At 54.1% G+C, this 24,350-nt stretch carries 19 protein-coding genes and 2 pseudogenes; 11 read left to right on the forward strand and 10 right to left on the reverse strand.

Going from position 1 to position 24,350, the window contains the following annotated elements; all coding sequences use genetic code 11:
* Positions 1–7: 7 nt before the first annotated feature.
* From HV318_RS12845 to araD, 6 genes are read left to right on the forward strand one after another with little or no spacing between them, the layout of a single operon-like run.
* A complete protein-coding gene (locus HV318_RS12845; RefSeq protein WP_182273066.1) occupies positions 8–934 on the forward strand; it encodes a DUF4862 family protein in 927 nt (308 codons plus the stop codon).
* Positions 935–981: 47 nt separating this feature from the next.
* Entirely contained in the window at positions 982–2,301 is a 1,320-nt protein-coding gene (locus HV318_RS12850) for an MFS transporter (protein ID WP_182273067.1), read from the forward strand.
* 56 nt (positions 2,302–2,357) lie between these two features.
* Positions 2,358–3,863 carry an FGGY-family carbohydrate kinase gene (locus HV318_RS12855; RefSeq protein ID WP_182273068.1) on the forward strand — a complete coding sequence of 502 codons (1,506 nt, stop codon included), beginning with the start codon at positions 2,358–2,360 and terminating at the stop codon, positions 3,861–3,863.
* Positions 3,860–4,513 (forward strand): 3-keto-L-gulonate-6-phosphate decarboxylase UlaD, encoded by a 654-nt coding sequence (ulaD, locus tag HV318_RS12860; RefSeq protein ID WP_182273069.1) that lies wholly within the window; start codon positions 3,860–3,862, stop codon positions 4,511–4,513. Before HV318_RS12855 ends, ulaD begins: the two co-directional genes overlap by 4 nt.
* 2 nt (positions 4,514–4,515) lie before the next feature.
* Complete coding sequence (locus HV318_RS12865; RefSeq protein WP_182273070.1) at positions 4,516–5,376, forward strand: L-ribulose-5-phosphate 3-epimerase; 861 nt, start codon at positions 4,516–4,518, stop codon at positions 5,374–5,376.
* Positions 5,370–6,065, forward strand: coding sequence for an L-ribulose-5-phosphate 4-epimerase (gene araD / locus HV318_RS12870; protein WP_182273071.1), 696 nt, complete (start codon positions 5,370–5,372; stop codon positions 6,063–6,065). Before HV318_RS12865 ends, araD begins: the two co-directional genes overlap by 7 nt.
* On the opposite strand, the gene HV318_RS12875 is transcribed toward araD, so the two are convergent.
* A complete protein-coding gene (locus tag HV318_RS12875; RefSeq protein ID WP_182273072.1) occupies positions 6,066–6,884 on the reverse strand; it encodes a helix-turn-helix domain-containing protein in 819 nt (272 codons plus the stop codon). It abuts the gene before it with no gap.
* A 224-nt stretch (positions 6,885–7,108) separates the two neighbouring features.
* On the opposite strand from HV318_RS12875, the gene HV318_RS12880 reads away from it, so the two are divergent.
* A complete protein-coding gene (locus HV318_RS12880) occupies positions 7,109–8,509 on the forward strand; it encodes an MFS transporter (RefSeq protein ID WP_182273073.1) in 1,401 nt (466 codons plus the stop codon).
* Between the two features lie 19 nt (positions 8,510–8,528).
* Positions 8,529–10,475 carry a glycoside hydrolase family 127 protein gene (locus HV318_RS12885; protein ID WP_182273074.1) on the forward strand — a complete coding sequence of 649 codons (1,947 nt, stop codon included), beginning with the start codon at positions 8,529–8,531 and terminating at the stop codon, positions 10,473–10,475.
* A 136-nt stretch (positions 10,476–10,611) separates the two neighbouring features.
* Here HV318_RS12885 and HV318_RS12890 read toward each other — a convergent pair whose 3' ends face one another.
* Positions 10,612–11,352: a MipA/OmpV family protein gene (locus tag HV318_RS12890; protein WP_182273075.1), complete on the reverse strand. Its 741-nt coding sequence runs from the start codon at positions 11,350–11,352 to the stop codon at positions 10,612–10,614.
* A gap of 121 nt (positions 11,353–11,473) precedes the next feature.
* On the opposite strand from HV318_RS12890, the gene HV318_RS12895 reads away from it, so the two are divergent.
* Positions 11,474–12,439 (forward strand): LysR family transcriptional regulator, encoded by a 966-nt coding sequence (locus tag HV318_RS12895; RefSeq protein ID WP_182273076.1) that lies wholly within the window; start codon positions 11,474–11,476, stop codon positions 12,437–12,439.
* Here HV318_RS12895 and aldB read toward each other — a convergent pair.
* The 6 genes and pseudogenes from aldB to HV318_RS12925 form a co-directional block, all read right to left on the reverse strand.
* Positions 12,436–13,974 carry an aldehyde dehydrogenase AldB gene (gene aldB / locus HV318_RS12900; RefSeq protein ID WP_182273077.1) on the reverse strand — a complete coding sequence of 513 codons (1,539 nt, stop codon included), beginning with the start codon at positions 13,972–13,974 and terminating at the stop codon, positions 12,436–12,438. The two genes, HV318_RS12895 and aldB, sit on opposite strands and share 4 nt — an antisense overlap.
* A gap of 85 nt (positions 13,975–14,059) precedes the next feature.
* Positions 14,060–15,211 carry an L-threonine dehydrogenase gene (yiaY, locus tag HV318_RS12905; RefSeq protein WP_182273078.1) on the reverse strand — a complete coding sequence of 384 codons (1,152 nt, stop codon included), beginning with the start codon at positions 15,209–15,211 and terminating at the stop codon, positions 14,060–14,062.
* A 167-nt stretch (positions 15,212–15,378) separates the two neighbouring features.
* Entirely contained in the window at positions 15,379–17,235 is a 1,857-nt protein-coding gene (gene selB / locus HV318_RS12910) for a selenocysteine-specific translation elongation factor (protein WP_182273079.1), read from the reverse strand.
* Positions 17,232–18,617 (reverse strand): L-seryl-tRNA(Sec) selenium transferase, encoded by a 1,386-nt coding sequence (gene selA / locus HV318_RS12915; protein ID WP_182273080.1) that lies wholly within the window; start codon positions 18,615–18,617, stop codon positions 17,232–17,234. The genes selB and selA overlap by 4 nt, the downstream gene beginning before the upstream one ends.
* Before the next feature lie 103 nt (positions 18,618–18,720).
* Complete coding sequence (locus HV318_RS12920) at positions 18,721–19,329, reverse strand: glutathione S-transferase (RefSeq protein ID WP_182273081.1); 609 nt, start codon at positions 19,327–19,329, stop codon at positions 18,721–18,723.
* A 90-nt stretch (positions 19,330–19,419) separates the two neighbouring features.
* Positions 19,420–20,421 (reverse strand): annotated as a pseudogene (locus HV318_RS12925) (HlyD family secretion protein); the annotation flags it as partial.
* Positions 20,422–20,470: 49 nt separating this feature from the next.
* Between HV318_RS12925 and HV318_RS12930 the strand changes: the two are divergent.
* Positions 20,471–21,168, forward strand: a protein-coding gene (locus tag HV318_RS12930; protein ID WP_095033700.1) for an IS1-like element IS1B family transposase whose coding sequence is annotated in 2 segments (ribosomal slippage) — positions 20,471–20,720 and positions 20,720–21,168 — 699 coding nt in all. Because the reading frame shifts where the segments join, the coding sequence is not laid out codon by codon here.
* 15 nt (positions 21,169–21,183) lie between these two features.
* Here the strand turns inward: HV318_RS12930 and HV318_RS12935 are convergent.
* Both HV318_RS12935 and HV318_RS12940 read right to left on the reverse strand, forming a co-directional pair.
* Positions 21,184–21,333 (reverse strand): annotated as a pseudogene (locus tag HV318_RS12935) (hypothetical protein); the annotation flags it as partial.
* A gap of 2 nt (positions 21,334–21,335) precedes the next feature.
* Positions 21,336–21,692, reverse strand: a complete 357-nt coding sequence (locus HV318_RS12940) for a DUF3302 domain-containing protein (protein WP_182273082.1) — start codon at positions 21,690–21,692, stop codon at positions 21,336–21,338.
* A gap of 660 nt (positions 21,693–22,352) precedes the next feature.
* Between HV318_RS12940 and HV318_RS12945 the strand changes: the two genes are divergently transcribed.
* Complete coding sequence (locus tag HV318_RS12945; protein WP_182273083.1) at positions 22,353–24,260, forward strand: PTS mannitol transporter subunit IICBA; 1,908 nt, start codon at positions 22,353–22,355, stop codon at positions 24,258–24,260.
* The last annotated feature ends 90 nt before the right edge of the window (positions 24,261–24,350 follow it).

Here is a 24,350-nt window from a genome sequence, read left to right on the forward strand (position 1 = left end):
AAGCGAAATGACCAACACCGGTTTTATTATTGGTGCGTACCCCTGCGCACCCTCGTTTCACCAGAAAGGGGAACAAGAAGAGCTGGCCTTCTGGCGGGAACTTTCCGACACACCGTACATTCGCGGGCTGGAACAACCTTGCCTTGAAAGCCTCCATCCGTTTGGAGACGAATGGCTATTTCGCCACACGCCGGGCGACTGGCAAATCGTGGTGACGGCAGTCATGGAAACCATGCGCCGTCGTGGTACCAACGGTGCCTTTGGCCTGGCCTCTGCCGATGAAGAGCAACGTAAAGCCAGCGTCGATTTTTATCGTCACCTGCATCAAAAGATTGATGCCGTGAATTCCCGCTTTCCCGGGAAAGTGAAAGCGCTTGAGATGCAGGCCGCGCCACAAGCGGGGAATCCATCTGTCGATCAGGCTACCGAGGCATTTTCCCGCTCGGTTCGCGAAATAGCCGCGTGGGACTGGTCATGCGATCTGGTACTTGAGCACTGTGATGCCATGACAGGTCCCGCACCACGCAAGGGGTTCTTACCCCTGGAGCAGGTACTGGACGTCGTGAAAGGCACAGACATTAGCGTCTGCATTAACTGGGCGCGGTCGGCCATTGAAGGGCGTAACACGACTCTTCCGGTGGACCATGTGCAGGCCGCACTCAGGGCGGGAAAACTGGGCGCGCTGATGTTCTCCGGCACCAGCACTCACGGGGAGTATGGCGAATGGCAGGATCTTCATGCACCATTTTCTTCGCTCTGCGCCGACAGTTTATTGTCCACTGAACAGGCAAAAGCACTCTTTACTGCGGCGAGTGCCGCAACATTGAAATTCTCCGGTATTAAATTACTGGAAATAAATGCTAATGCTGACGTCAGCCATCGCATCGCCATTTTACGCGACGGCATTAGCGCTATGAATAAAGCGAAACAATAACAATAACAAATATCCCTATATCGGTTACATTGACTGAGACATTAAATATGAACACTTCCTCTAATGCTCTACATGCGGATATTCCGCACCAGCGCTGGCTAAGGATCATTCCCCCTATTCTTATCGCCTGCATTATTTCATATATGGACCGTGTGAATATCGCTTTTGCAATGCCCGGCGGTATGGATGAAGAGTTAGGTATTTCCGCCACGATGGCGGGTCTGGCGGGTGGGATCTTCTTTATCGGTTATCTGTTCCTGCAGGTTCCCGGCGGGAAGATTGCCGTTCATGGCAGCGGTAAGAAATTTATCGGCTGGTCGCTGGTCGCCTGGGCGGTGATCTCGGTGCTAACTGGTATCGTCACCAGCCAGTATCAGTTGCTGGTGCTGCGTTTCTTACTCGGTGTGGCGGAAGGTGGGATGCTGCCCGTCGTACTCACCATGATCAGTAACTGGTTCCCTGACGCCGAACGCGGTCGTGCCAATGCGATTGTGATCATGTTCGTACCTATCGCCGGGATCATCACCGCCCCGCTATCAGGCTGGATCATCACCGCGCTCGACTGGCGCTGGCTGTTCATCATTGAAGGGTTGATGTCTGTTGTTGTGCTGGTGCTGTGGGCCTTCACCGTCTACGACCGTCCGCAGGAAGCACGCTGGATCTCAGAGGCCGAGAAGAACTACCTGATGCAAACGCTGGCGGCAGAGCAGAAAGCGATTGCCGGTAAAGAGGTAAAAAATGCCTCATTGGGTGCGGTACTGTCCGACAAAACCATGTGGCAGCTGATCGCCCTGAACTTCTTCTACCAGACCGGGATTTACGGCTACACCCTCTGGCTGCCGACCATCCTGAAAGAGCTTACGCACACCAGCATCGGCCAGGTGGGGATGCTCGCCATTCTGCCTTACATCGGTGCCATTGCGGGCATGTTCCTGTTCTCCTCGCTCTCTGACCGTACCGGCAAGCGCAAGCTGTTTGTCTCTCTGCCGCTGATTGGCTTTGCGCTCTGCATGTTCCTCTCCGTGGCGCTGAAAGAAAACACCTGGCTGGCTTATGCCGCGCTGGTGGGTTGCGGGTTCTTCCTGCAGTCGGCAGCGGGTGTGTTCTGGACCATTCCGGCGCGTTTGTTCAGTGCGGAAATGGCAGGCGGTGCGCGCGGCGTCATCAACGCGCTGGGCAACCTCGGCGGGTTTTGTGGCCCTTATGCGGTGGGCGTGTTGATCACCCTGTACAGCAAAGATGCGGGGGTTTATTGCCTGGCGGTGTCCCTGGCACTGGCCTCACTGCTGGCCCTGCTGTTACCAGCGAAATGCGATACCGGCTCAGAAACGACCCCCACGGTGAACCCGCATAAACATGCGGCCTGATGCCCTCACCCAACCCTCTCCCACGCGGAGAGGGTGCAAGACAAGAGAATCAAAAGATGAGTGAAAAAGAGCCCTTCTGGCTGGGTATCGATTGTGGCGGTACTTATCTGAAAGCCGGTTTATACAACAGCCAGGGCAAAGAAATCTGTATTGAACGCCGTTCGGTTGCCACGCTCAGCCCGCGCCCTGGCTACGCCGAACGGGATATGCACCAGCTATGGCAGCATTGCCATACTACCGTCGCCACACTGCTCAAAAATGCCAATGTTTCTGGCGAACAAATCAAGGGTTTGGGTATCTCCGCTCAGGGTAAGGGGCTGTTTCTTCTCGATAAAAATGACCAACCGCTGGGAAATGCCATGCTCTCCTCTGACCGCCGGGCACTGGAGATTGTTCAGCGCTGGCAGCAGGACGGCATTCCCGAAAAACTCTATCCGCATACGCGTCAGACATTATGGACAGGGCACCCGGCCTCGCTCCTGCGCTGGGTCAAAGAGAACGAGCCGCAGCGCTACCAACAGATCGGCTGCGTGATGATGGCGCACGACTATCTGCGCTGGTGCCTCACGGGCGTGAAAGGTTGCGAAGAGAGCAACATTTCAGAGTCCAACCTCTACAACATGAACACCGGTCACTATGACCCACAACTCACGCGCTGGCTTGGCATTAGTGAAATCGATGGCGCACTGCCACCGGTTGTCGGTTCAGCAGACATTTGCGGAGGAATCACCGCTCAGGCAGCCGCTCTGACCGGTCTTACGGCGGGAACGCCCGTCGTGGGTGGTCTGTTTGATGTGGTTTCTACCGCGATCTGCGCCGGACTGCACGACGAACATACGCTAAACGCCGTGATGGGTACCTGGGCCGTCACCAGCGGAATTGCCAACGGCATCCGCGACAACGAACCGTTCCCTTATGTCTATGGCCGCTATGTGCATCCGCTGCAATACATTGTTCACGAAGCCAGCCCCACCTCTTCCGGCAACCTGGAGTGGCTGACCGCACAGTGGGGCGATATGTCGTTCAGTGAAATCAACCAGGCTGTTTCCAGCCTGCCGAAGGCTGAAAGCGATGTGTTCTTCCTGCCCTTTCTTTATGGCAGCAACGCTGGCCTGGAGATGACCAGCGGTTTTTACGGCATGCAGGCGCTGCACACCCGCGCGCATCTGCTGCAGGCGGTTTACGAGGGCGTGGTATTCAGCCATATGACCCATCTCAACCGCATGCTCGAACGCTTTACCCACGTGCAGACGCTGCGCGTTACGGGCGGCCCAACCCATTCGGATGTATGGATGCAAATGCTCGCTGACGTCAGTGGTCTGGCGATTGAACTGCCTCAGGTGGAAGAGACGGGTTGCTCCGGTGCGGCACTGGCTGCACTGGTCGGCACCGGTATGTATCCCGATTTCCACACAGCGCAGCACGCCCTCAGACATGACATTCGGATCATTGAACCCGATATGCACGCCCATGCGGCCTATCAGCACAAATACCACCGTTACCAGTTACTGATTTCAGCACTACAGGGCTATCACGCCCGCGTTAAGGAGTACGACCTATGAGCCGACCATTACTGCAGCTGGCGCTCGACCATACCTCACTTCAGGCCGCTCAGCGCGATGTCGCTTTGCTTTCAGACCACGTCGATATCGTCGAAGCAGGCACCATTTTGTGTCTGACTGAAGGGCTGAACGCCGTGAAGGCACTGCGCGAGCAGTGCCCGGAAAAGATTATCGTGGCGGACTGGAAAGTGGCCGATGCCGGAGAAACACTGGCTGAGCAGGCGTTTGGCGCGGGGGCGAACTGGATGACCATCATCTGCGCCGCGCCGCTGGCAACCGTCGAAAAAGGTCATGAGGTGGCACTGCGCTGCGGCGGTGAAATTCAGATGGAGCTGTTTGGCAACTGGACGCTGGACGACGCCCGCGCCTGGCACCGCGTCGGCGTGAAGCAGGCAATCTACCACCGTGGGCGTGACGCGCAGGCCAGCGGTCAGCAGTGGGGCGAAGCGGATCTCACCAGAATGAAAGCGCTCTCTGATATTGGTTTACAGCTCTCGATCACCGGCGGCATTACCCCCGCTGACCTGCCGCTGTTTAAACAGATTAACGTCAAAGCGTTCATTGCCGGGCGTGCGCTGGCAGGGGCGATCCATCCGCAGCAGGTGGCACATGCCTTCCATTCACAAATCCGCGACATCTGGGGAGAGTAGCCATGCGTCAGCATCCGTTAGGTATCTACGAAAAAGCGTTGCCGAAAACACTCACCTGGCCGGAGCGTCTGGTTCTGGCAAAAAGCTGCGGGTTTGATTTTGTCGAAATGTCGGTCGATGAGACTGACGAACGGTTATCGCGCCTCGAATGGAGCACCACGCAGCGCGCCTCGCTGGTTGAAGCGATGCTGGAAACCGGCGTGTCGATCCCCTCGATGTGTTTGTCCGCTCACCGCCGTTTTCCGTTTGGCAGCCGGGATGAAACCGTGCGCGAACGCGCCCGCGAGATCATGACCAAAGCCATCAAACTGGCGCGCGATTTAGGGATCCGCACCATCCAGCTTGCGGGTTATGACGTCTACTACGAAGAACACGATGAGGGCACTCAGCAACGCTTCGCCGAAGGGCTGGCGTGGGCCGTCGAGCAAGCTGCCGCCGCGCAGGTGATGCTGGCGGTGGAGATCATGGACACCGCGTTTATGAATTCCATCAGCAAGTGGAAAAAATGGGATGAGATGCTCGCATCACCGTGGTTCAGCGTTTACCCGGACGTCGGCAACCTGAGCGCGTGGGGCAACGATGTCACCGCCGAGCTGACGCTGGGTATTGACCGTATCGCCGCGATCCACCTGAAAGATACCCAACCCGTGACGGCACAAAGCCCCGGACAATTCCGCGACGTGCCGTTTGGTGAGGGCTGCGTCGATTTTGTGGGCGTGTTTAACACGCTCAATCAGCTGAACTATCGCGGCGCATTTCTGATTGAAATGTGGACCGAAAAAGCGAAAGAGCCGGTGCTGGAAATCATCCAGGCACGCCGCTGGATTGAAGCCCGTATGCAGGAAGGAGGCATGACATGTTAGAACAACTCAAAGCCGACGTGCTGGCGGCAAACCTGGCGCTGCCCGCCCACCAGCTGGTGACGTTTACCTGGGGCAACGTCAGCGCGGTTGATCGCGAAAGCGGCCTGATGGTGATCAAACCTTCCGGCGTGGAGTATGACGTAATGACCGCGGAAGATATGGTGGTGGTAAATATCGCCACAGGTAACGTGGTCGAGGGCAGCAAAAAACCCTCCTCCGACACGCCAACCCACCTTGCGCTGTACCGGCGTTACCCGGAGATTGGCGGTATTGTTCATACTCACTCCCGCCACGCGACTATCTGGTCGCAGGCGGGGCAAGATTTACCGGCCTGGGGCACCACCCACGCCGACTACTTCTACGGGGCAATCCCCTGTACACGGCTGATGACCACGGCTGAAATTGCAGGGGAGTACGAATACCAGACGGGGGAAGTGATCATTAAAACCTTCGAGGAACGCGATTTAAGCCCGATGCAGATCCCGGCGGTGCTGGTGCATTCCCACGGCCCGTTTACCTGGGGTAAAGATGCCGCCGATGCCGTACACAACGCTGTGGTGCTGGAAGAATGCGCATATATGGGCCTGTTCTCGCGCCAGCTTGCACCACAATTACCGGTTATGCAGCAGGCATTGCTGGACAAGCATTATCTGCGTAAACACGGGGTGAATGCGTATTACGGGCAGTGATCACCCGGAATTGATGCGTTCCTTGCAGTACCGCCGTTTCCAGACGGCGGGGGTTAACCCCGTGTACTTCGAAAATATCTGCCGGAAATACCCGACATCATTAAAGCCGCAGCGGGTTGCCACTTCGGTTAATGATGCCGCATCATTCAGCAGCAACTTTTCTGCCGCCCTGACGCGCTGGCGATGAATCGCCTCCGTCAGGGTTAAATGAAATGTCCGGCGAAATACGCGCCCCAGGTAATCTGCATTACAGTGCAGCTCTTTTGCCAGCTGCGAGGTGGATAACGGTAAATGAAACTGCGTGCGAATACGTTGTTTTGCCTTCCACGCTAATGCTGCACCGGCTTCATCGGCATTGTCTTCATATCCCGAAGAGATCGACACTTGCTGTAAAATCAGCAATAAAATCATTTCCAGCGCTACGCTTCGCTGCAATTTCTCCTGCTCACTCAGGAATTGCCGAAAAAGGGCAATCACATATTGTGCATCTCTCACACAGCAGTGTTGTTCTATTGTCAGAGGAGAAGCATTTGGCAAAAGTGGCGGCATACGCTCAACCTCAAAATGCAGCCAGTAAAACCGAAGGTCAGCCGGAAAATCTTCGGTTCCCACGTGCCGGCGATCCGGCCAGAGCAGTAAACTTTCCCCCGCCTTCACCTCAAAAAGTGTGTTTTCCTCCTGGATCGATAATGTCCCCTTTTCGACAAAGATAATTTCCCACGATGTTAATTTACGCGCCGGATGACGGCCCACTCCCCGGGAAATAAATAACCCGCCATTTTGTACTTTAATCGGAAGCGCTATGGATAATTCAAGCATCGGTATTCACTATTCCGCTTTTATTGTCGCAATTATTGGACTTACCCTTTGATTATTAATAAATAGATGAATGTCTTCCCGATCAAATTCACATTTTTATCATCAGGTCGGAATCGTCACCTTTTTATACTTATCCCTTCCCTTGTTGGCCTTACCGTTCGGTGCAGAATAAATGGGTACCTTGCACAAATACGATAATAAATCGCTTACCGAGGAGTTACCTCATGACTTCCACCCCGATTACCGAATCTGACGTTGCACAACGGGCGAGAGATGATCGTTTGTCCGTTCGCGAAAAAATAGGCTATGGCCTGGGCGATGCAGGCGGCACCGTGATCACTTGCCTGATCATGAACTTCCTTACCTTTTTCTATACCGATATCTTTGGCCTGACGCCCGCTCTCGTGGGCACGCTGTTTATTGCCCTGCGCGTATTTGACGCCATCTCCGACCCGGTGATGGGCATTATTGCTGACCGCACGCAGAGCCGCTGGGGGCGTTTTCGTCCCTGGCAGCTGTGGGTGGCGTTCCCCATCGGGATCATCGGCGTACTGACCTTCACCGTTCCTGATGCCAGCATGGGGGTGAAAATCGCCTGGGCATTCGGGACGTATTTAATGCTGTCAGTGGGTTACACCGCCATCAACGTACCTTATTGCGCGCTGATTAACACCATGACCACCCGCCATAACGAGGTTATTTCCTGCCAGTCCTGGCGCTTTGTGCTGTGCGGCGTTGCCGGTTTTTTAGTCTCCGTTGGCCTGCCGTGGCTGGTCGCGGAATTGGGCCAGGGCAATGCCGCACGGGGCTATCAGCTTGGCGTTGGCGTACTTTGCGCTATCGCCGTGGTGATGTTTCTGTGCTGTTTCTTCTGGGTGCGCGAGCGTGTTCCACTGGCGCTGATGGGCAAATTCACCTTACGCGAGCATCTTGCCGGGCTGCGTAAAAACGACCAGTTGCTGCTGATGCTGGTGATGTCATTCCTGCTGATTAACGTCTTCAACATCCGTGGCGGCGGATATATGTACTTCATCACCTACGTGCTCCAGGGGAGTACCGCATATACCTCGCTGTTTTTCACGATGGTGACCTTTGCGGCCATCCTCGGGGCGGTCATTGTGAATCCCCTGTCCCGACGTTTCGATACCGTCAAACTCTACTACTACACCAACCTGTTACTGGCCGGGCTCGCCGCAGGTATGTGGTTCCTGCCTAATGGTCCGGCTTACCAGACGCTCTGGCTGGTTATCATTCTGAGCAATGGCGTGATCCTGGGCTTTACGCTACCACTGCACTTTTCGCTGATGGCCTTCGCCGACGACTACGGTGAGTGGAAAACCGGTGTGCGTTCATCGGGCATGAATTTCGCCTTCAACCTGTTTTTCATCAAGCTCGCGTGGGCCTCCAGCGCCGGGATCATCAGTCTGGTGTTTATCGCCGTGGCCTATCAGCCGGGCGTGGGCAACCAGACGCCTGCATCGTTGCAGGGCATCACCGCAATGGAAACGCTGCTCCCCGCCCTTTTCCATCTGCTACTGGCCGTCGCTATTCGCTGGTGCAGACTCAACAATCCCATGATGTCGCGCATTGCCACCGACCTGCGCCAGCGTCACGTACTGTCCTGAGGAGAATGATAGGTCCATAATGGAAGCCGACCTGCACCAACTGAAAATCAACGACCCGTTTCTCGGCCAGTATCAACGGCTGGTGCGTGATGTGGTGATCCCCTACCAGTGGGATGCGCTTAACGATCGCGTGACGGAAGCCGAACCCAGCCATGCCATCACCAACTTCCGCATTGCGGCAGGTCTGGAACAGGGTGAATTCTACGGCATGGTGTTTCAGGACAGTGACGTGGCGAAATGGCTGGAAGCAGTGGCATGGTCTCTGTGCCAGAAGCCCGATGCGGAACTGGAAAAGACCGCCGATGAGGTGATTGCGCTGGTGGCAGCGGCGCAGTGTGAGGATGGTTATCTCAACACCTACTTCACAGTGAAGGCTCCCGGCGAGCGCTGGACGAACCTGGCCGAGTGCCACGAGCTGTACTGCGCCGGGCATATGATTGAAGCCGGCGTGGCGTATTTCCAGGGAACCGGAAAGCGCCATCTGCTTGAGGTCGTATGCAGGCTGGCAGATCATATCGACAGCGTGTTTGGCCCCGGAGAGAACCAGCTACACGGTTACCCGGGTCACCCGGAAATTGAGCTGGCGCTGATGCGGCTTTACGACGTCACTCAGGAGCCGCGTTACCTGAACCTGGTGAAATACTTCATTGAGGAGCGTGGCGCACAACCCCACTTCTACGACATCGAATACCAGAAACGTGGCAGGACATCACACTGGCACAACTATGGCCCGGCGTGGATGGTCAAAGACAAAGCCTATAGCCAGGCACTGCAACCGCTTGCTGAACAACAAACAGCCATCGGTCATGCCGTCCGCTTTGTCTACCTGATGACGGGCATGGCCCATCTGGCTCGCCTGAGCAATGACGAGGGCAAACGTCAGGACTGTTTACGGCTGTGGGAAAATATGGCGCAACGCCAGCTGTACATTACGGGGGGGATCGGCTCGCAAAGCAGTGGTGAAGCCTTCAGCAGTGATTACGATCTGCCCAATGATACGGTTTATGCTGAAAGCTGTGCCTCGATTGGCCTGATGATGTTTGCCCGCCGGATGCTGGAGATGGAGGCGGACAGCCAGTATGCCGATGTGATGGAACGTGCGTTATACAACACGGTGTTGGGTGGTATGGCGCTGGATGGTAAACATTTCTTTTATGTGAACCCACTGGAAGTCCATCCTAAGACGCTGGCATTTAACCACATTTATGATCACGTAAAACCGGTACGCCAGCGCTGGTTCGGCTGTGCCTGTTGCCCGCCAAATATCGCTCGCGTGCTGACCTCACTGGGCCATTACATCTATACCGTTCGCCCGGATGCATTGTTTATCAACCTGTACGTGGGAAACGACGTTGCAATACCGGTAGGTGAGCAGGCGTTACAGCTGCGTATCAGCGGTAATTATCCGTGGCATGAACAGGTAAAAATCGAGATCACGTCTCCTGTTCCTGTCACTCATACTCTTGCTCTGCGGCTCCCAGACTGGTGCGCGAAGCCTGACGTGACGCTGAATGGTGAAAAGGTTACTGGCGAAGTATCACGCGGCTATCTCTATCTCATGCGCAGCTGGCAGGAAGGTGATGTATTAACACTGACGCTCCCCATGCCGGTTCGCCGGGTGTATGGCAACCCGCAGGTACGCCAGCAGGCGGGTAACGTCGCGCTACAGCGCGGCCCGCTGGTCTACTGCCTGGAAGAGGCCGACAACGGCACAAACCTGCACAATCTCTCTCTGCCTGCAGACAGCGAATTCCGGGTCTTTGAAGGAAAAGGTATTTTCGCACACAAGATGCTGATTCAGGCGGAAGGGGTGGCTCATCGCACAACGGACACAGGGTCTGGTGCTCTCTGGCAGTACGATCGCTCACCGGTGCAGCGTCAGCCCCAGACGCTGACCTTTATCCCGTGGTTTAGCTGGGCGAACCGTGGCGAAGGGGAGATGCGGATTTGGGTGGATGAGGTGTGATTATCTGCGGCCTGATACCCTCACACCAACCCTCTCCCACGGGAGAGGGAGTAAGGCTCGCAGGCCAGATAAAAACAAGACCACCGTCCGGTAAAGTAAAAAGGCTGTCCCCATCCGTGGGGACAGTTTTAAACCATCAGAAACGCCAGGTCATGCCGGTCATCAGCGCAAAGCTGTCGTCGCGGTCGATCATCGGGCTGTTTTTCACGTCATCAGGCAACACGGTGTACACCGCGCTGGCGTTCAGGAACAGCTTCTGGGTCAGCTGATATTTCGCCGCCAGGCCAACGTATGGCGTCCAGCTGTCACCTGCAGTGTATTCCTTCAGACCAGAGCGGCGAGATTCGCTACTGGACACACCGTAGTAGTAATCGTTATAGCTTTCGTCACTGTAGAAAACGCCTGCAGATGGCGTCAGGGTCAGACGCTCCATCCGGATAGGGTGGAAGTATGACAATTCACCCACCATGCCACCGCTTTCATCCATCGCATCGCCGGAGACGGCAAACTTCAGGGAGCCCCAGCTTTCGTGGCGATAGTATGCCCCACCCAGGAATGCAGACGCTTTACGCTCATCAAGGTGTTTCATCTGATCGTCGTCATTGTCATCAGGGTCAAAGCTCAGAGGCATCCACGACGCAGTGAGGCTTAACTCATTTTTAGCATCTTTCCACAGGATCCATCCCCCTGTAGTCTGGCGTACGTAAAAACGATCGCCTTCATAGCTAATTAACGGTACTGCGGTAGTATTTTCGTTATACCCTTTGTAAGGCGACTCATTAAATACAGCACCTACCCCAAGTGAAAAATCACTGGCCATTGCGGATGATGCGGCAAATAGCGTGGCAGCGATGAGTAAATTCTTTTTGATATTCATTCCATGCAATCCATTTAAACGCCAGACAAGCGAGGCGAATAATAATAATGGTTACAAATTTACCCATGCAACGATACAGTTTATATAATACTATATATAAAATCATATAGATGCGGTGCGCATGATGAATAAACTACAACTGAAGCCACGTGAGTTAAAAATTATTTCTGTCATTGCCGCAACCCGCAGCATCGGTGATGCCGCCGCCCTGTTGGGAATGGCACAGGCCAACGTGAGTAAATATCTCTCTGACTTTGAGACGCGCGTAGGCCTCAAGGTTTTTGAGCGCACCACCCGCCAGCTGGCGCTCACCCAGTTTGGCGAGGCTCTGCTACCCTACGTTAACGCCTCGCTGGATAAAAATAGCCAACTAATTAATTTTATTGCCGATTATAAGCATGAAAAACGCGGGAAAGTGACGATTTACGCCCCAACGGGTATCGTGACCTATCTGGCGCGCCATGTTATCCACAAAATTGAAGAGATTGGTGATATTCACCTTTCACTGAAAACATACAATCTTGACAGTAATGAATTTTCTGAGGGTGTTTCATTCCCTGATGATTGCGACATTTTACTGACCTACGCGCAGCCGAAAGATGAAAATTTAGTGGCAAGCGTACTGACAAAATATTCCGTAACAGCGTTTGCGACAAAAGAATATTTAATTAACCACCCCATCTCTGGCCCGGATGATTTAATTAACCACTCTTGTATATTAATAGATTCAATGCTGGTTGATGATGCTAATATCTGGCGTTTTCGTGCTCATGGTAGTGAGTTCGTTCATGATTACAAAGTGACCGGTAACTATATTTGCGATAATACGCTGACGGCGCTGGAACTGGCCAGAAATAATCTTGGGATTGTTTTCGCCCCGAAAGAGAGCCTGAAAAAAGAGCTAACGCACGGTATGCTTGTCCCCTGCTTCCCCCATCAGGAAGAATGGTGGCTCGATCTGACCGCGATATTCCGCAAGCGCGAATATCAACCCTGGCGCGTACAATATGTGCTGGACGGCGTACTGAACTGCTTGCGTCAGCAAATAGCTCAGGCCGCCCAGGGACGGCCTGAACTGGAGAATTAAAACAGCCCCAGTGGTTTATCAGAATAGCTGACCAGCAGACATTTCGTTTGCTGATAATGCTCCAGCATCATCTTATGGGTTTCACGCCCAATACCCGACTGCTTGTAACCCCCAAACGCAGCATGTGCCGGATAAGCGTGGTAGCAGTTAGTCCACACTCGCCCGGCCTGAATGCCCCGTCCCATCTTATAGGCCAGATTACCGTTGCGGCTCCAGACGCCAGCACCTAAGCCATACTGCGTATCGTTGGCAATTTCCAGCGCCTCCTCCATCGTTTTGAAGGTCGTCACGGCCAGTACCGGGCCAAAAATCTCTTCCTGGAAGACACGCATGTTGTTCTGACCAAACAGGATCGTCGGCTCAAGATAATAGCCCTCCTGCAGATCGCCCCCCAGAACCTTACGTCGGCCCCCGGTCAGCACATCCGCCCCTTCTTTTTTGCCGATATCAATGTAGTTGAGGATGGTTTCCAGCTGCCCATGTGACACCTGTGCCCCCATCTGTGTGACGCTATCAAGCGGGTTACCGCTGCGGATCGACTCCACGCGGCGGATTGCCCGTTCCATAAAGCGTTCATAAATGGACTCCTGCACCAGCGCCCGGCTTGGACAGGTACAGACTTCCCCCTGGTTGAAGGCAAACAGCGCAAACCCTTCCAGCGCTTTGTCGAAGAAGGCATCTTCTTCGTCCATCACATCAGCAAAGAAGATGTTCGGGGATTTCCCCCCCAATTCCAGAGTGACCGGTATGATGTTCTGAGTCGCGTACTGCATGATCTGCTGGCCCACTTCCGTCGACCCGGTAAACGCCACTTTGGCAATGCGTTTTGAGGTAGCCAGATATTCGCCGATCTCGCCCCCGGCCCCGTTAACGACGTTAATCACGCCAGGCGGCAGCAAGTCACCGATGACCTCCATCAACAGCAGTACCGACAGCGGGGTTAAGCGCGCCGGTTTCAGCACAACGCAGTTCCCTGCCGCCAGTGCAGGAGCCATTTTCCAGCTCGCCATCAGCAACGGGAAGTTCCACGGAATAATTTGCCCCACCACGCCCAACGGTTCGTGGAAGTGATACGCCACGGTGTCGCTGTCTACTTCACTGATCCCGCCCTCCTGCGCGCGAATACAGGAGGCAAAATAGCGGAAGTGGTCAATCGCCAGCGGCACATCCGCCGCCATCGTTTCCCGTATCGGTTTGCCATTGTCCCAGGTTTCCGCTGTCGCCAGCAGCTCCAGATTCTGCTCCATCCGATCGGCGATTTTGAACAAGATAGCTGCCCTGTCCTGAACGGAGGTATGCCCCCATGTATCTTTGACTTTATGCGCAGCATCCAGCGCCAGGTCGATATCACGCTTACCTGAACTGGCGATTTCACACAGCGGCTGGCCAGTGACAGGCGTCAGGTTGGAATAGTATTCACCGTCGACGGGTGCCACCCAGTCGCCGCCAATAAAGTTGTCATAACGCGGTTTTAGCTTGAGGGGGAAACCATACTCGCCAGGCTGAATGCGCGATGAGGGAGGATTGTTTGTCATGACCGTCTCCTTACTGTTGATGTACAACAAGGGTAGTTCCGACTGGCGGTTTTCTCGCCAGTCGGTGACGGGTTTACGACGGATGTCACATCGCGGCGCGGTAAATCGCCATGATCTCTTCGTGGGTTGCCTGCACAGGGTTAGTGAACCCGCAGGCGTCCTTCAGCGCATTGGTTGCCAGAACCGGAATATCTTCCTCTTTGACATTCAGCTCACGCAGACCCGCCGGGATATTTACCTTGCGCGCCAGAGTACGAATTTCAACAATGCAGGCCTGAGCACCCTGCTCATCCGTAATCTTGCTGACATCCACCCCCATTGCTTTTGCACAGTCACTCAAGCGCGCCGCCGCCACTTTGCTGTTGAACACCTGAACATGCGGCAGCAGTACTGCGTTACACACACCATGCGGCAGGTCGTAGAAGCCACCCAGCTGATGCGCCATTGCATGCACATAGCCTAAAGAGGCATTGTTAAAGGCCATCCCGGCAAGGAACTGCGCATACGCCATCGCCTCACGCGCCTGAGCGTTACTGCCATCTTCGACAGCCTGCACCAGGTTTTCGCTAATCATCGTTACCGCTTTCAGTGCACAGGCATCGGTAATCGGTGTGGCCGCCACGGAAACATAAGCTTCAATCGCGTGTGTCAGAGCATCCATGCCGGTTGCTGCCGTCAGCGATTTTGGCATGCCGCTCATCAGCGACGCGTCGTTAACCGACAGCACTGGCGTGACGTGTTTATCCACAATGGCCATTTTAATATGGCGCGCCTCATCGGTAATAATACAGAAGCGCGTCATTTCAGATGCAGTACCAGCGGTGGTATTAATGGCGATCATCGGTAATTGCGGTTTTGCCGAACGATCAACGCCTTCATAATCACGAATATCGCCGCCGTTTGCAGCCACCAGCGCAATACCTTTTGCACAATCGTGTGGTGAGCCACCGCCAAGAGAAATAACGCAATCGCACTGATTGGCTTTTAATATTTCCAGGCCAGCAGCCACGTTTGCTGTTGTTGGGTTAGGGTGCGTTCCATCATAAACTACACTGTTAATATTGCGTTCTTTCAGTGCGTTTTGAATATCAGCAGCCATCCCCAGTTTGTTCAGCATAGCATCGGTAACAATCAGCGCGCGACGCCAGCCATAATCACGCATGGTATCCATTGCGCACGATAATGAATCAGAACCAATAATATTCACAGATGGAATATAAAATACGGATGCAGCCATGATATTTCCTCAAAGAGATAAAAACTGTCGGCAGCATACGGAAAAGATTATTTAAAAAACATGATCAAAAACTTGTTTTTGCGTACACCTTCGCAAGGTTAATAAATTTAAACCTGCGAAGGTGTTAATCAATATATATATCTATTTCGATCTATTCAAATTATGTATTAATGCCTTGATTGTGTTTCAGGAAATAATAATGAATCACGTAATACATGATCGTTACCACGGCGGCGGGTAAAGCCAATTCGGTTAAAATATTCCAGGATTTGAATAGCCAGCTTGCGACCCACATTGAGACGATCGCGGAAATCTGCCGCACAGGTAGAGCCTCGCGCCTGATCCAGCTCGCGGATCAGGTTAGCAAACGCCACAATCCGATCGTTACGGTAATAACGATCTTTAACGATCGCCACTATCAGCCCCTGTTGTGCGGCATGGCGTAACACCTGGCGCATCACCTGCTCATCAGTATTCGTTTCACGTGCGAGATCGCGAACCCACCACGGCTCATCGCCAAACAGCGACACCACTTTTTGCCATATCGCCTCTTGTTCTGCAGTAAACCCGGCTTTGTGATCCGGCAGATGCAACCAGCCGTGGTGGCTTTTAATCACGCCACTTTCACGCATATTTTCAATCAGCAGCAACACCAGCGCATCGTCTTCCATCGGCAACGCCATGCGTCGCAGACGTTCGCGCCCCGGCCCGGGTTCATCCTGATGCTGTTCATGGTATGTCGCCAGCGTGTTCAACACTTTACGCTGCCAGCATGCCGCAACTGGCGCGTTCAGCAGACTATAACCGGCCTGAATAAAACCTGGCTCTTGTGTCAGCTGGTGCAACCCCTCGCCGCTGAGCTGGCGAGCCCACGCGAAATCAACAAGATTGACAGCACCGCGCTCCAGATGAACCAGCAATGCAGCCTTATCATCCTGCGCCTGCGCCAGCGCTGCCAGCCACTGAAGATACTCGGGCTTACGTTTACCACGACGGGGGGGATTGAGCGTTACCACGCGCGCCCCGGCCAGCGTTTCCCGCGCCGAAATGTCCCGCAGCACCAGGCGGTCATTATCGGCAAGCCACAGTGGAGCGTCGAAAACCAGTTCAGCGAGGTCATTTTCCAGCAGCGACACACGCCCGGTAATATGGCTGGCCGCATGATGAATGTGCAACGGTTGCCACTGGGTAAGCGGTATATGCGTCTGCAGGGAGACGATCACCCGCTCAGACGGTTCAGGTGGTGCATCGGCCAGCAGCCAGTCACCACGGTTAAGCTGCTCTTTTTCCGCATCTCCGGCAATATTCAGTGCGATTCGCTGCCCGGCATGGGCACGCTCAGCAGGCTGGTTTTGCGCATGCAAACCCCGTACGCGCATCGGTTTGTTAACGCCCGTTAGCCACAGGGTATCTCCCACGTTCACTTCGCCGCTCAGTGCCGTACCGGTGACCACCAGACCCGCCCCTTTAACGGTAAACGCCCTGTCGATCGCCAGACGGAAGCGGTGATCGCTGACGTGCTCACGTGGTGTAAGTTGCTGTAGATGGTTGCGCAGGGCATCAATGCCGCGCCCCTCCGTCGCCACGGTGACAAACAGCGGCGCATCGGCAAAACCGTATTCACGCAGTGCGGCCTGCACCGTTTCGCGCACCTCGTCAATGCGAGCCTCATCCACGCGGTCAGCTTTGGTCAGGGCAACGGTCAGCTGCGGGTTGCCCGTCAGTTGCAGGATTGCCAGGTGCTCACGCGTCTGCGCCATGATGCCATCATCACATGCCACCACCAGTAGCGCATGGTCAATGCCCCCCACGCCCGCCAGCATATTGGAAAGAAATTTTTCGTGCCCAGGTACATCAATAAACCCCAGCACGCGGCCATCGGGCTGCGGCCAGTAGGCATAACCCAGATCGATGGTCATGCCGCGCTTTTTCTCTTCCGGCAGACGATCGGCATTTACGCCCGTGATAGCCTGCAATAAGGTGGTTTTTCCGTGGTCAACGTGACCGGCGGTGGCAATAATCATTTCAACAGCATCTCCAGAAATCGCTCTTCATCTTCAAGACAGCGTAAATCCAGCCACATTCGGCCATCGTATATGCGCCCGATAATGGGTGTCGGCAATGCGCGCCAGCGAGCCGACAGCGCATCAAGCTGGCTGCCGCGTCCGTCACGGGGTGTGAACGTGAGCGCCGCACTGGGCAGTCTGTCCACGGGCAGAGAGCCGCTGCCAATCTGCGACTGACAGGATTCGAGGCGCACATCAAAACCAGGGTAGTGCGGCACGACGTTTGACAACAGCAGCTCGCCCTGAGCACGAATTGAGGCAGCATCACGCGTCAGCAGACGCAGTGTTGGCAGTCGGTCGCCCAGTTTCTCCGGGTGGAGATAGAGTCGCAGCGTCGCGTCCAGCGCGGCGAGCGTCATTTTATCCGCCCGAAGGGCGCGCTTGAGCGGGTGTTGCTGCAGCTTAGCAATCAGCTCGCGCTTACCAACGATAATCCCCGCCTGCGGCCCGCCCAGCAGTTTGTCGCCGGAAAAACTCACGAGGCTTACCCCTGCCGCAATCATCTCCTGTGGCATAGGTTCTTTTGGTAAACCGTACTGACTCAGATCCACCAGCGAGCCGCTGCCGAGATCGGCAATGACCGGCACATTCAGCTCGTGCCCGAGCGCCGCCAGCTCCGCTTCATCGACGGTTTTGGTAAAACCTTCAATATGGTAATTACTGGTATGCACCTTCATCAGCAGCGCAGTATTTTCATTCACCGCAGCGCGATAATCTTTCGCATGGGTGCGGTTAGTGGTTCCCACTTCATGCAGAGTGCAGCCCGCCTGGCGCATCACATCCGGAATACGAAACGCACCGCCAATCTCCACCAGTTCACCGCGGGATACGACCACCTCTTTACCGCTCGCGGTGGCCGCCAGCATCAACAGCACCGCCGCCGCATTGTTATTCACAATGCAGGCATCTTCCGCGCCGGTAAGCTGGCAGAGAAGATCTGCCAGGGCACGGTCACGGTGTCCGCGACCGGCTCCGTCCAGATCGTACTCCAGCGTGACGGGCGAACGCATGACCTGCGTCACGGCATCTACCGCCGCTTCTGCCTGTTGCGCACGCCCCAGGTTGGTATGCAAAACGGTTCCCGTCAGGTTAATGACCGGACGCAACGCGCTTTGCGCTTTCTCAATCAGCCTTTTCCCGGCCTCCTGCCCCCACGCAGCGCACCAGTCCGGCAATGTGTTTTCTGCCTGAATATGGCTGCGGGCTTCGCCCTGAAGCAGGCGTAACATGTCTACCGTCGCGGTATGGCCGAACCGCTCCAGTGCGGCAAGGACGTGAGGCTCACGAAGCAGACGATCGGTAGCAGGGATCTGGCTGTAGAGAGAATGATGAGTAGTCATGAAAGCGCCTGGCGAGTAAATATCATCCCCCCTCCCGACGGGAGAGGGAGTTAACATGTAGAGGGATTGTACCGCCTCTGGCAGTGAAGTGTTATAACCCGCATCAAGCCTTTGGCGGTTCGGTACGGGCAAAGCTTTCACGCAGGAAGAGCGTTTGAGCAAGTTTCACCAGTAATGGACGCTCGACGCACCAGCCAGGGGAAACGCGACGAAAGTTGAGATAGCCGATGGCGCAGGCGATAGCAATCGTTGCCAGATCCAGGCTATCACGTTGAATTTTACCCTCCCGGATGAGCTGCTCGCACATATCCAGGCTGCGGTTGATTTTTTCACGCTGCCGCAATAGCTCCGCTTCCGATTGCTGCGCGGCAGGTCTTGCCTGCTCGCGTACAGAGGCGAGCGCGGCATCCATAATGCCATCGGCCAGGGCTTCAATTTGCTTCATCATCAGCGCTGCTTTTGGCTCACGCGGCAGCATCGCCGGGGCGACATCGAGCAGTTCGATATACTCCGCAATAACCGGAGAATCAAACCAGTATTCCCCCTCATCCGTCACCAGCGCCGGGACTTTTCCCAACGGGTTGTACTGCGCGACGCCATTTTCGGCGTGATAAGGCTGTTCATTTACAAATTCAAATTCAATCCCTTTCTCCAGCAGGAGAACCGAAATTTTGCGCACGAAGGGACTGGTGTAGCTGCCGATGAGTTTCATTGCCTGATCCTTGATGCCGGAAAAGAACCAGTATGGATCAAGCAATGAAAAAAGGCAGGTATGCGTATCGCATTCCTGCCCCTGGAAGGATTAATGGTCGAGGTAGAGGTAGTGCATCCAGCTGGTCATACGCAACAGCACTTTACGCATCACGGAAACATGTGCGAAGTGGTCGGAATAGACCGCCACCTGGGCATAGATACCATCTGGCAATGCATCAACATCAGCATTCGGATCCAGTTCGATGGTACCAATTACGCCGTCCATCCCCGGTGCCACCGTCAGAGACTGCAACGCTCCCTGAGCCTGATACGAACCGCCAGGCACTACCGGCAGAATGCTGGTGAGCTTACCGGAGAACACCTGACCCGGCAGCGCGTTGAACACGACTTCCGCTTCATCACCCGGTTTCAGACGCAGTAACGAGTTCTGACGGAACTGAGCAATAATCTGCCGTTTTTGTTCCGGAATAAAGACCATCACCGGACGCAGAGGTAGTGCCGCTGCATAGGTTCCCGGACGGATCAGCACCTGGGTGATATAGCCATTGCTCGGTGCACGCACCACAGTCTGTTCCAGATTGTATGTCGCCTCAGCAAGCTGGGCGCGCAGAGAAGCAACCTGGGATTGTTCACCGTTAACCATACTGTCTAATTGAGTCTGGATCTGCGTCTGCTCGGCAACGGAGCCTTTTACCAGTGCATCCTGTGCCAGATAGTTCTGACGCGCGTTGTCGATATCGCTTTCAGAGAACGGGTTAACCTTTGCCTGGCTGCCTTTCAAATAACGCTGATAATCTTTATACAGACGGTCACGTTCAGCAGACACACGGGTGGTATTGGCTACCGCTTCCGAAAGCTGTGCTTTCAGATTGTCGATATTATGCGTGGCGGTCACCAGGTCTGCCTGCAGCCTGTCGACGCGCGCCTGATAGCGGCCTGGATCGAGTTTAAATAACACGTCACCTTTTTTAATGAGCTGGTTATTTTTATCGGTGACTTCACTGACAATCCCTGTAACCTGCGGCGTAATCGGAATCGAAATAACCGCTTTTTGCGCCGTAAAAGTATACGGATGGTTATAGTTGGTGATGCTGCCAACTTACTGATTTAGTGTATGATGGTGTTTTTGAGGTGCTCCAGTGGCTTCTGTTTCTATCAGCTGTCCCTCCTGTTCAGCTACTGACGGGGTGGTGCGTAACGGCAAAAGCACTGCCGGACATCAGCGCTATCTCTGCTCTCACTGCCGTAAAACATGGCAACTGCAGTTCACTTACACCGCTTCTCAACCCGGTACGCACCAGAAAATCATTGATATGGCCATGAATGGCGTTGGATGCCGGGCAACCGCCCGCATTATGGGCGTTGGCCTCAACACGATTTTCCGCCATTTAAAAAACTCAGGCCGCAGTCGGTAACCTCGCGCATACAGCCGGGCAGTGACGTCATCGTCTGCGCGGAAATGGACGAACAGTGGGGATACGTCGGGGCTAAATCGCGCCAGCGCTGGCTGTTTTACGCGTATGACAGGCTCCGGAAGACGGTTGTTGCGCACGTATTCGGTGAACGCACTATGGCGACGCTGGGGCGTCTTATGAGCCTGCTGTCACCCTTTGACGTGGTGATATGGATGACGGATGGCTGGCCGCTGTATGAATCCCGCCTGAAGGGAAAGCTGCACGTAATCAGCAAGCGATATACGCAGCGAATTGAGCGGCATAACCTGAATCTGAGGCAGCACCTGGCACGGCTGGGACGGAAGTCGCTGTCGTTCTCAAAATCGGTGGAGCTGCATGACAAAGTCATCGGGCATTATCTGAACATAAAACACTATCAATAAGTTGGAGTCATTACCGTTATAGTTCATTAATAAGATGAGGCCCGCGACAATAAATACCCCACCTAAGGTGGCGGTGGCGAGCGTCCACTGGTTTACCGGAATACGGAATATTTTAAAAATGGCCCAGGCAAATGCCACATAGGTCAGAATAATCAACAAATCCATGATTAGCGCTCCAGCGTGTTCTTATCAGCAGTGGGTTGCACCGCGGCCAGTTTTTGCTCCAAATCGGCTACACGTTTTGCAAGCGCATCGACGTCAGGGCTTCCCCCTGACGGCGAAATGTGGTTTTGCATTCCCCAGCCACGTTCTGGCTGGTAGAGGGTTGCCCAGATCCACAGGAATGGCCAGATAGCATGCAGTGTAAACAGACTAATCCAGCCCGCTGTATGAATAGCATCGGCATGGGGATGGTTCCGCTTTTTGGCCATATTATAAGGGATATCATGGATGGCAATGATTCCATAAAACAGAACCAGGAACACAAAAATCAATACGCCCAGCGCAAAATAGTTGAGAAACATATTCTCCTCACTTAAACAACGTCAACTCATTAAATTGATAAAATAGTACACAAACCAATTAGTTTATTTTAAACACAGATAGCGCGCTTACTATTTCAAAGCCGGTGAGTATCGTTTTATACAATATCTCCACGCAAGTTTATAAGCGTGTCAAAATATATCATGAATAATAATAGACTTAACCTTACAATATCAGCGTAATCCAGGTTTTTGCTTTTCGCCATACCACATTTAAAAAGTGGTTTTTTAGCTTTAAATGTTACCTGCAAACATCCTGGTGCCTGGCGGAAAAGCAGAGCTTGCCGTCGATCACATCTGTAGAAATCGGCATAAAAATTTTTTGTGAATGAAATCACAATTCATAAACAAACACGCGACCAGTCAATGTGACATTTATCACAAATAATGGGGCATTTTGCTCTTTTTATGCCCGTTGTATTTTTTTTATGCGTCATTTTTGTGATCAGCATCACTTCATTAATATCCTCTTACCCTACATTTGCGTGATTTAGATCACACAAATTTTCACCGTCTGGACAGTTGAACGATTCAGTGCCAGATTTCACAACATCAGAACAGAGCCCGGCTACCTCTACCGCCGCACATTAACGATAAACCTCGGGCCGCAAGCCTTAGCGTAAACAGAAGAAGGGGTGTTTTATGTCATCCGATTTCAAGATCAAAGTTCAAAGCTTTGGTCGCTTCCTCAGCAACATGGTGATGCCAAATATCGGCGCGTTTATCGCGTGGGGTATCATCACTGCATTGTTCATTCCGACAGGGTGGTTGCCTAACGAAACGCTGGCGAAACTTGTTGGCCCAATGATTACCTATCTGCTGCCTCTGCTCATCGGTTTCACCGGTGGTCGTCTGGTCGGCGGTGACCGTGGTGGTGTGGTCGGTGCTATTACCACGATGGGTGTTATCGTCGGTGCGGATATGCCGATGTTCCTCGGGGCAATGATTGCCGGGCCGTTGGGCGGCTGGGCGATCAAACATTTCGACGCCTGGGTTGATGGTAAGATCCGCTCTGGCTTCGAAATGCTGGTGAACAACTTCTCTGCCGGTATCATCGGTATGATCCTGGCACTGCTGGCATTCCTCGGCATTGGCCCGGCAGTTGAAGTGCTGTCCAAGGTTCTGTCAGCGGGCGTTAACTTCATGGTTGTGCATGACATGCTGCCGCTGGCGTCCATCTTTGTTGAACCGGCGAAAATTCTGTTCCTCAACAACGCCATCAACCACGGTATCTTCTCACCGCTGGGTATTCAGCAGTCCCATGAGCTTGGCAAGTCTATCTTCTTCCTGATTGAAGCAAACCCAGGCCCGGGTATGGGTGTTCTGCTGGCGTACATCTTCTTCGGTCGCGGTAGCGCAAAACAGTCTGCTGGCGGTGCGGCTATCATCCACTTCCTGGGTGGTATCCACGAAATTTACTTCCCGTACGTGCTGATGAACCCACGTCTGATCCTGGCCGTTATCCTCGGCGGTATGACTGGCGTGTTCACTCTGAGCGTGCTGGGTGGTGGTCTGGTTTCTCCGGCATCTCCGGGGTCTATCCTGGCAGTCCTGGCGATGACGCCAAAAGGCGCTTACTTCGCTAACATCGCAGCTATCTGTGCGGCAATGGCGGTTTCCTTCGTCGTTTCCTCTATCCTGCTGAAGACCAGCAAAGTAAAAGAAGAGGACGACATCGAAGCGGCTACCCGTCGTATGCACGACATGAAAGCAGAATCCAAAGGCGCAACCCCGCTGGCGGCTGGTGATGTCTCTAACGACCTGAGCCACGTACGTAAAATCATCGTTGCCTGCGACGCCGGTATGGGTTCCAGCGCAATGGGTGCAGGCGTGCTGCGTAAGAAAGTACAGGATGCGGGTCTGACCCACATCTCCGTCACCAACAGCGCCATCAACAGCCTGCCACCGGATGTTGATCTGGTTATTACGCACCGCGATCTGACCGAACGCGCCATGCGTCAGGTACCACAGGCCCAGCACATTTCGCTGACCAACTTCCTGGACAGCGGTCTGTACACCAGCCTGACCAAACGTCTGGTTGCAGCGCAGCGTCATGAAGACAATGAAGTCAAAGTGCGTAGCAGCCTGCAGGACAGTTTCGATGCAAACGATAGCCACCTGTTCAAACTGGGCGCGGAGAACATCTTCCTGGGCCGTACTGCTTCCAACAAAGAAGAAGCGATTCGCTTTGCCGGTGAGCAGCTGGTGAAAGGCGGTTACGTTCAGCCTGAATATGTTGATGCGATGCTGGAACGTGAAAAACTGACCCCAACCTACCTGGGAGAATCCATTGCGGTTCCACACGGTACGGTTGAAGCGAAAGACCGCGTGCTGAAAACCGGCGTCGTGTTCTGTCAGTATCCACAGGGTGTGCGCTTCGGTGAAGAAGAAGACGACATCGCCCGCCTGGTGATTGGTATCGCTGCACGTAACAACGAGCACATTCAGGTGATTACCAGCCTGACCAACGCCCTGGATGACGAGTCTGTCATTGAGCGCCTGGCCAGCACCACCAGCGTAGAAGAAGTACTGGCTCTCTTAAACAAGTAAGTCCGAACTATTCCCTCTCCCTTTGGGAGAGGGTTAGGGTGAGGGATAAGCCTCACCCCAGCCCTCTCGGGTAAAAACATTGATGAAGGT

Origin of the sequence: Enterobacter sp. RHBSTW-00901 (assembly GCF_014103115.1) — a bacterium.
Taxonomy (GTDB): domain Bacteria; phylum Pseudomonadota; class Gammaproteobacteria; order Enterobacterales; family Enterobacteriaceae; genus Enterobacter; species Enterobacter cloacae_P.

Coding starts and splice junctions, on each gene's coding strand:
- HV318_RS12845 (WP_182273066.1), top strand. CDS start 8: ATGACCAACACCGGTTTTATTATTGGTGCGTACCCCTGCGCACCCTCG.
- HV318_RS12850 (WP_182273067.1), top strand. CDS start 982: ATGAACACTTCCTCTAATGCTCTACATGCGGATATTCCGCACCAGCGC.
- HV318_RS12855 (WP_182273068.1), top strand. CDS start 2,358: ATGAGTGAAAAAGAGCCCTTCTGGCTGGGTATCGATTGTGGCGGTACT.
- ulaD (WP_182273069.1), top strand. CDS start 3,860: ATGAGCCGACCATTACTGCAGCTGGCGCTCGACCATACCTCACTTCAG.
- HV318_RS12865 (WP_182273070.1), top strand. CDS start 4,516: ATGCGTCAGCATCCGTTAGGTATCTACGAAAAAGCGTTGCCGAAAACA.
- araD (WP_182273071.1), top strand. CDS start 5,370: ATGTTAGAACAACTCAAAGCCGACGTGCTGGCGGCAAACCTGGCGCTG.
- HV318_RS12875 (WP_182273072.1), bottom strand. CDS start 6,884: ATGCTTGAATTATCCATAGCGCTTCCGATTAAAGTACAAAATGGCGGG.
- HV318_RS12880 (WP_182273073.1), top strand. CDS start 7,109: ATGACTTCCACCCCGATTACCGAATCTGACGTTGCACAACGGGCGAGA.
- HV318_RS12885 (WP_182273074.1), top strand. CDS start 8,529: ATGGAAGCCGACCTGCACCAACTGAAAATCAACGACCCGTTTCTCGGC.
- HV318_RS12890 (WP_182273075.1), bottom strand. CDS start 11,352: ATGAATATCAAAAAGAATTTACTCATCGCTGCCACGCTATTTGCCGCA.
- HV318_RS12895 (WP_182273076.1), top strand. CDS start 11,474: ATGATGAATAAACTACAACTGAAGCCACGTGAGTTAAAAATTATTTCT.
- aldB (WP_182273077.1), bottom strand. CDS start 13,974: ATGACAAACAATCCTCCCTCATCGCGCATTCAGCCTGGCGAGTATGGT.
- yiaY (WP_182273078.1), bottom strand. CDS start 15,211: ATGGCTGCATCCGTATTTTATATTCCATCTGTGAATATTATTGGTTCT.
- selB (WP_182273079.1), bottom strand. CDS start 17,235: ATGATTATTGCCACCGCCGGTCACGTTGACCACGGAAAAACCACCTTA.
- selA (WP_182273080.1), bottom strand. CDS start 18,617: ATGACTACTCATCATTCTCTCTACAGCCAGATCCCTGCTACCGATCGT.
- HV318_RS12920 (WP_182273081.1), bottom strand. CDS start 19,329: ATGAAACTCATCGGCAGCTACACCAGTCCCTTCGTGCGCAAAATTTCG.
- HV318_RS12940 (WP_182273082.1), bottom strand. CDS start 21,692: ATGTTTCTCAACTATTTTGCGCTGGGCGTATTGATTTTTGTGTTCCTG.
- HV318_RS12945 (WP_182273083.1), top strand. CDS start 22,353: ATGTCATCCGATTTCAAGATCAAAGTTCAAAGCTTTGGTCGCTTCCTC.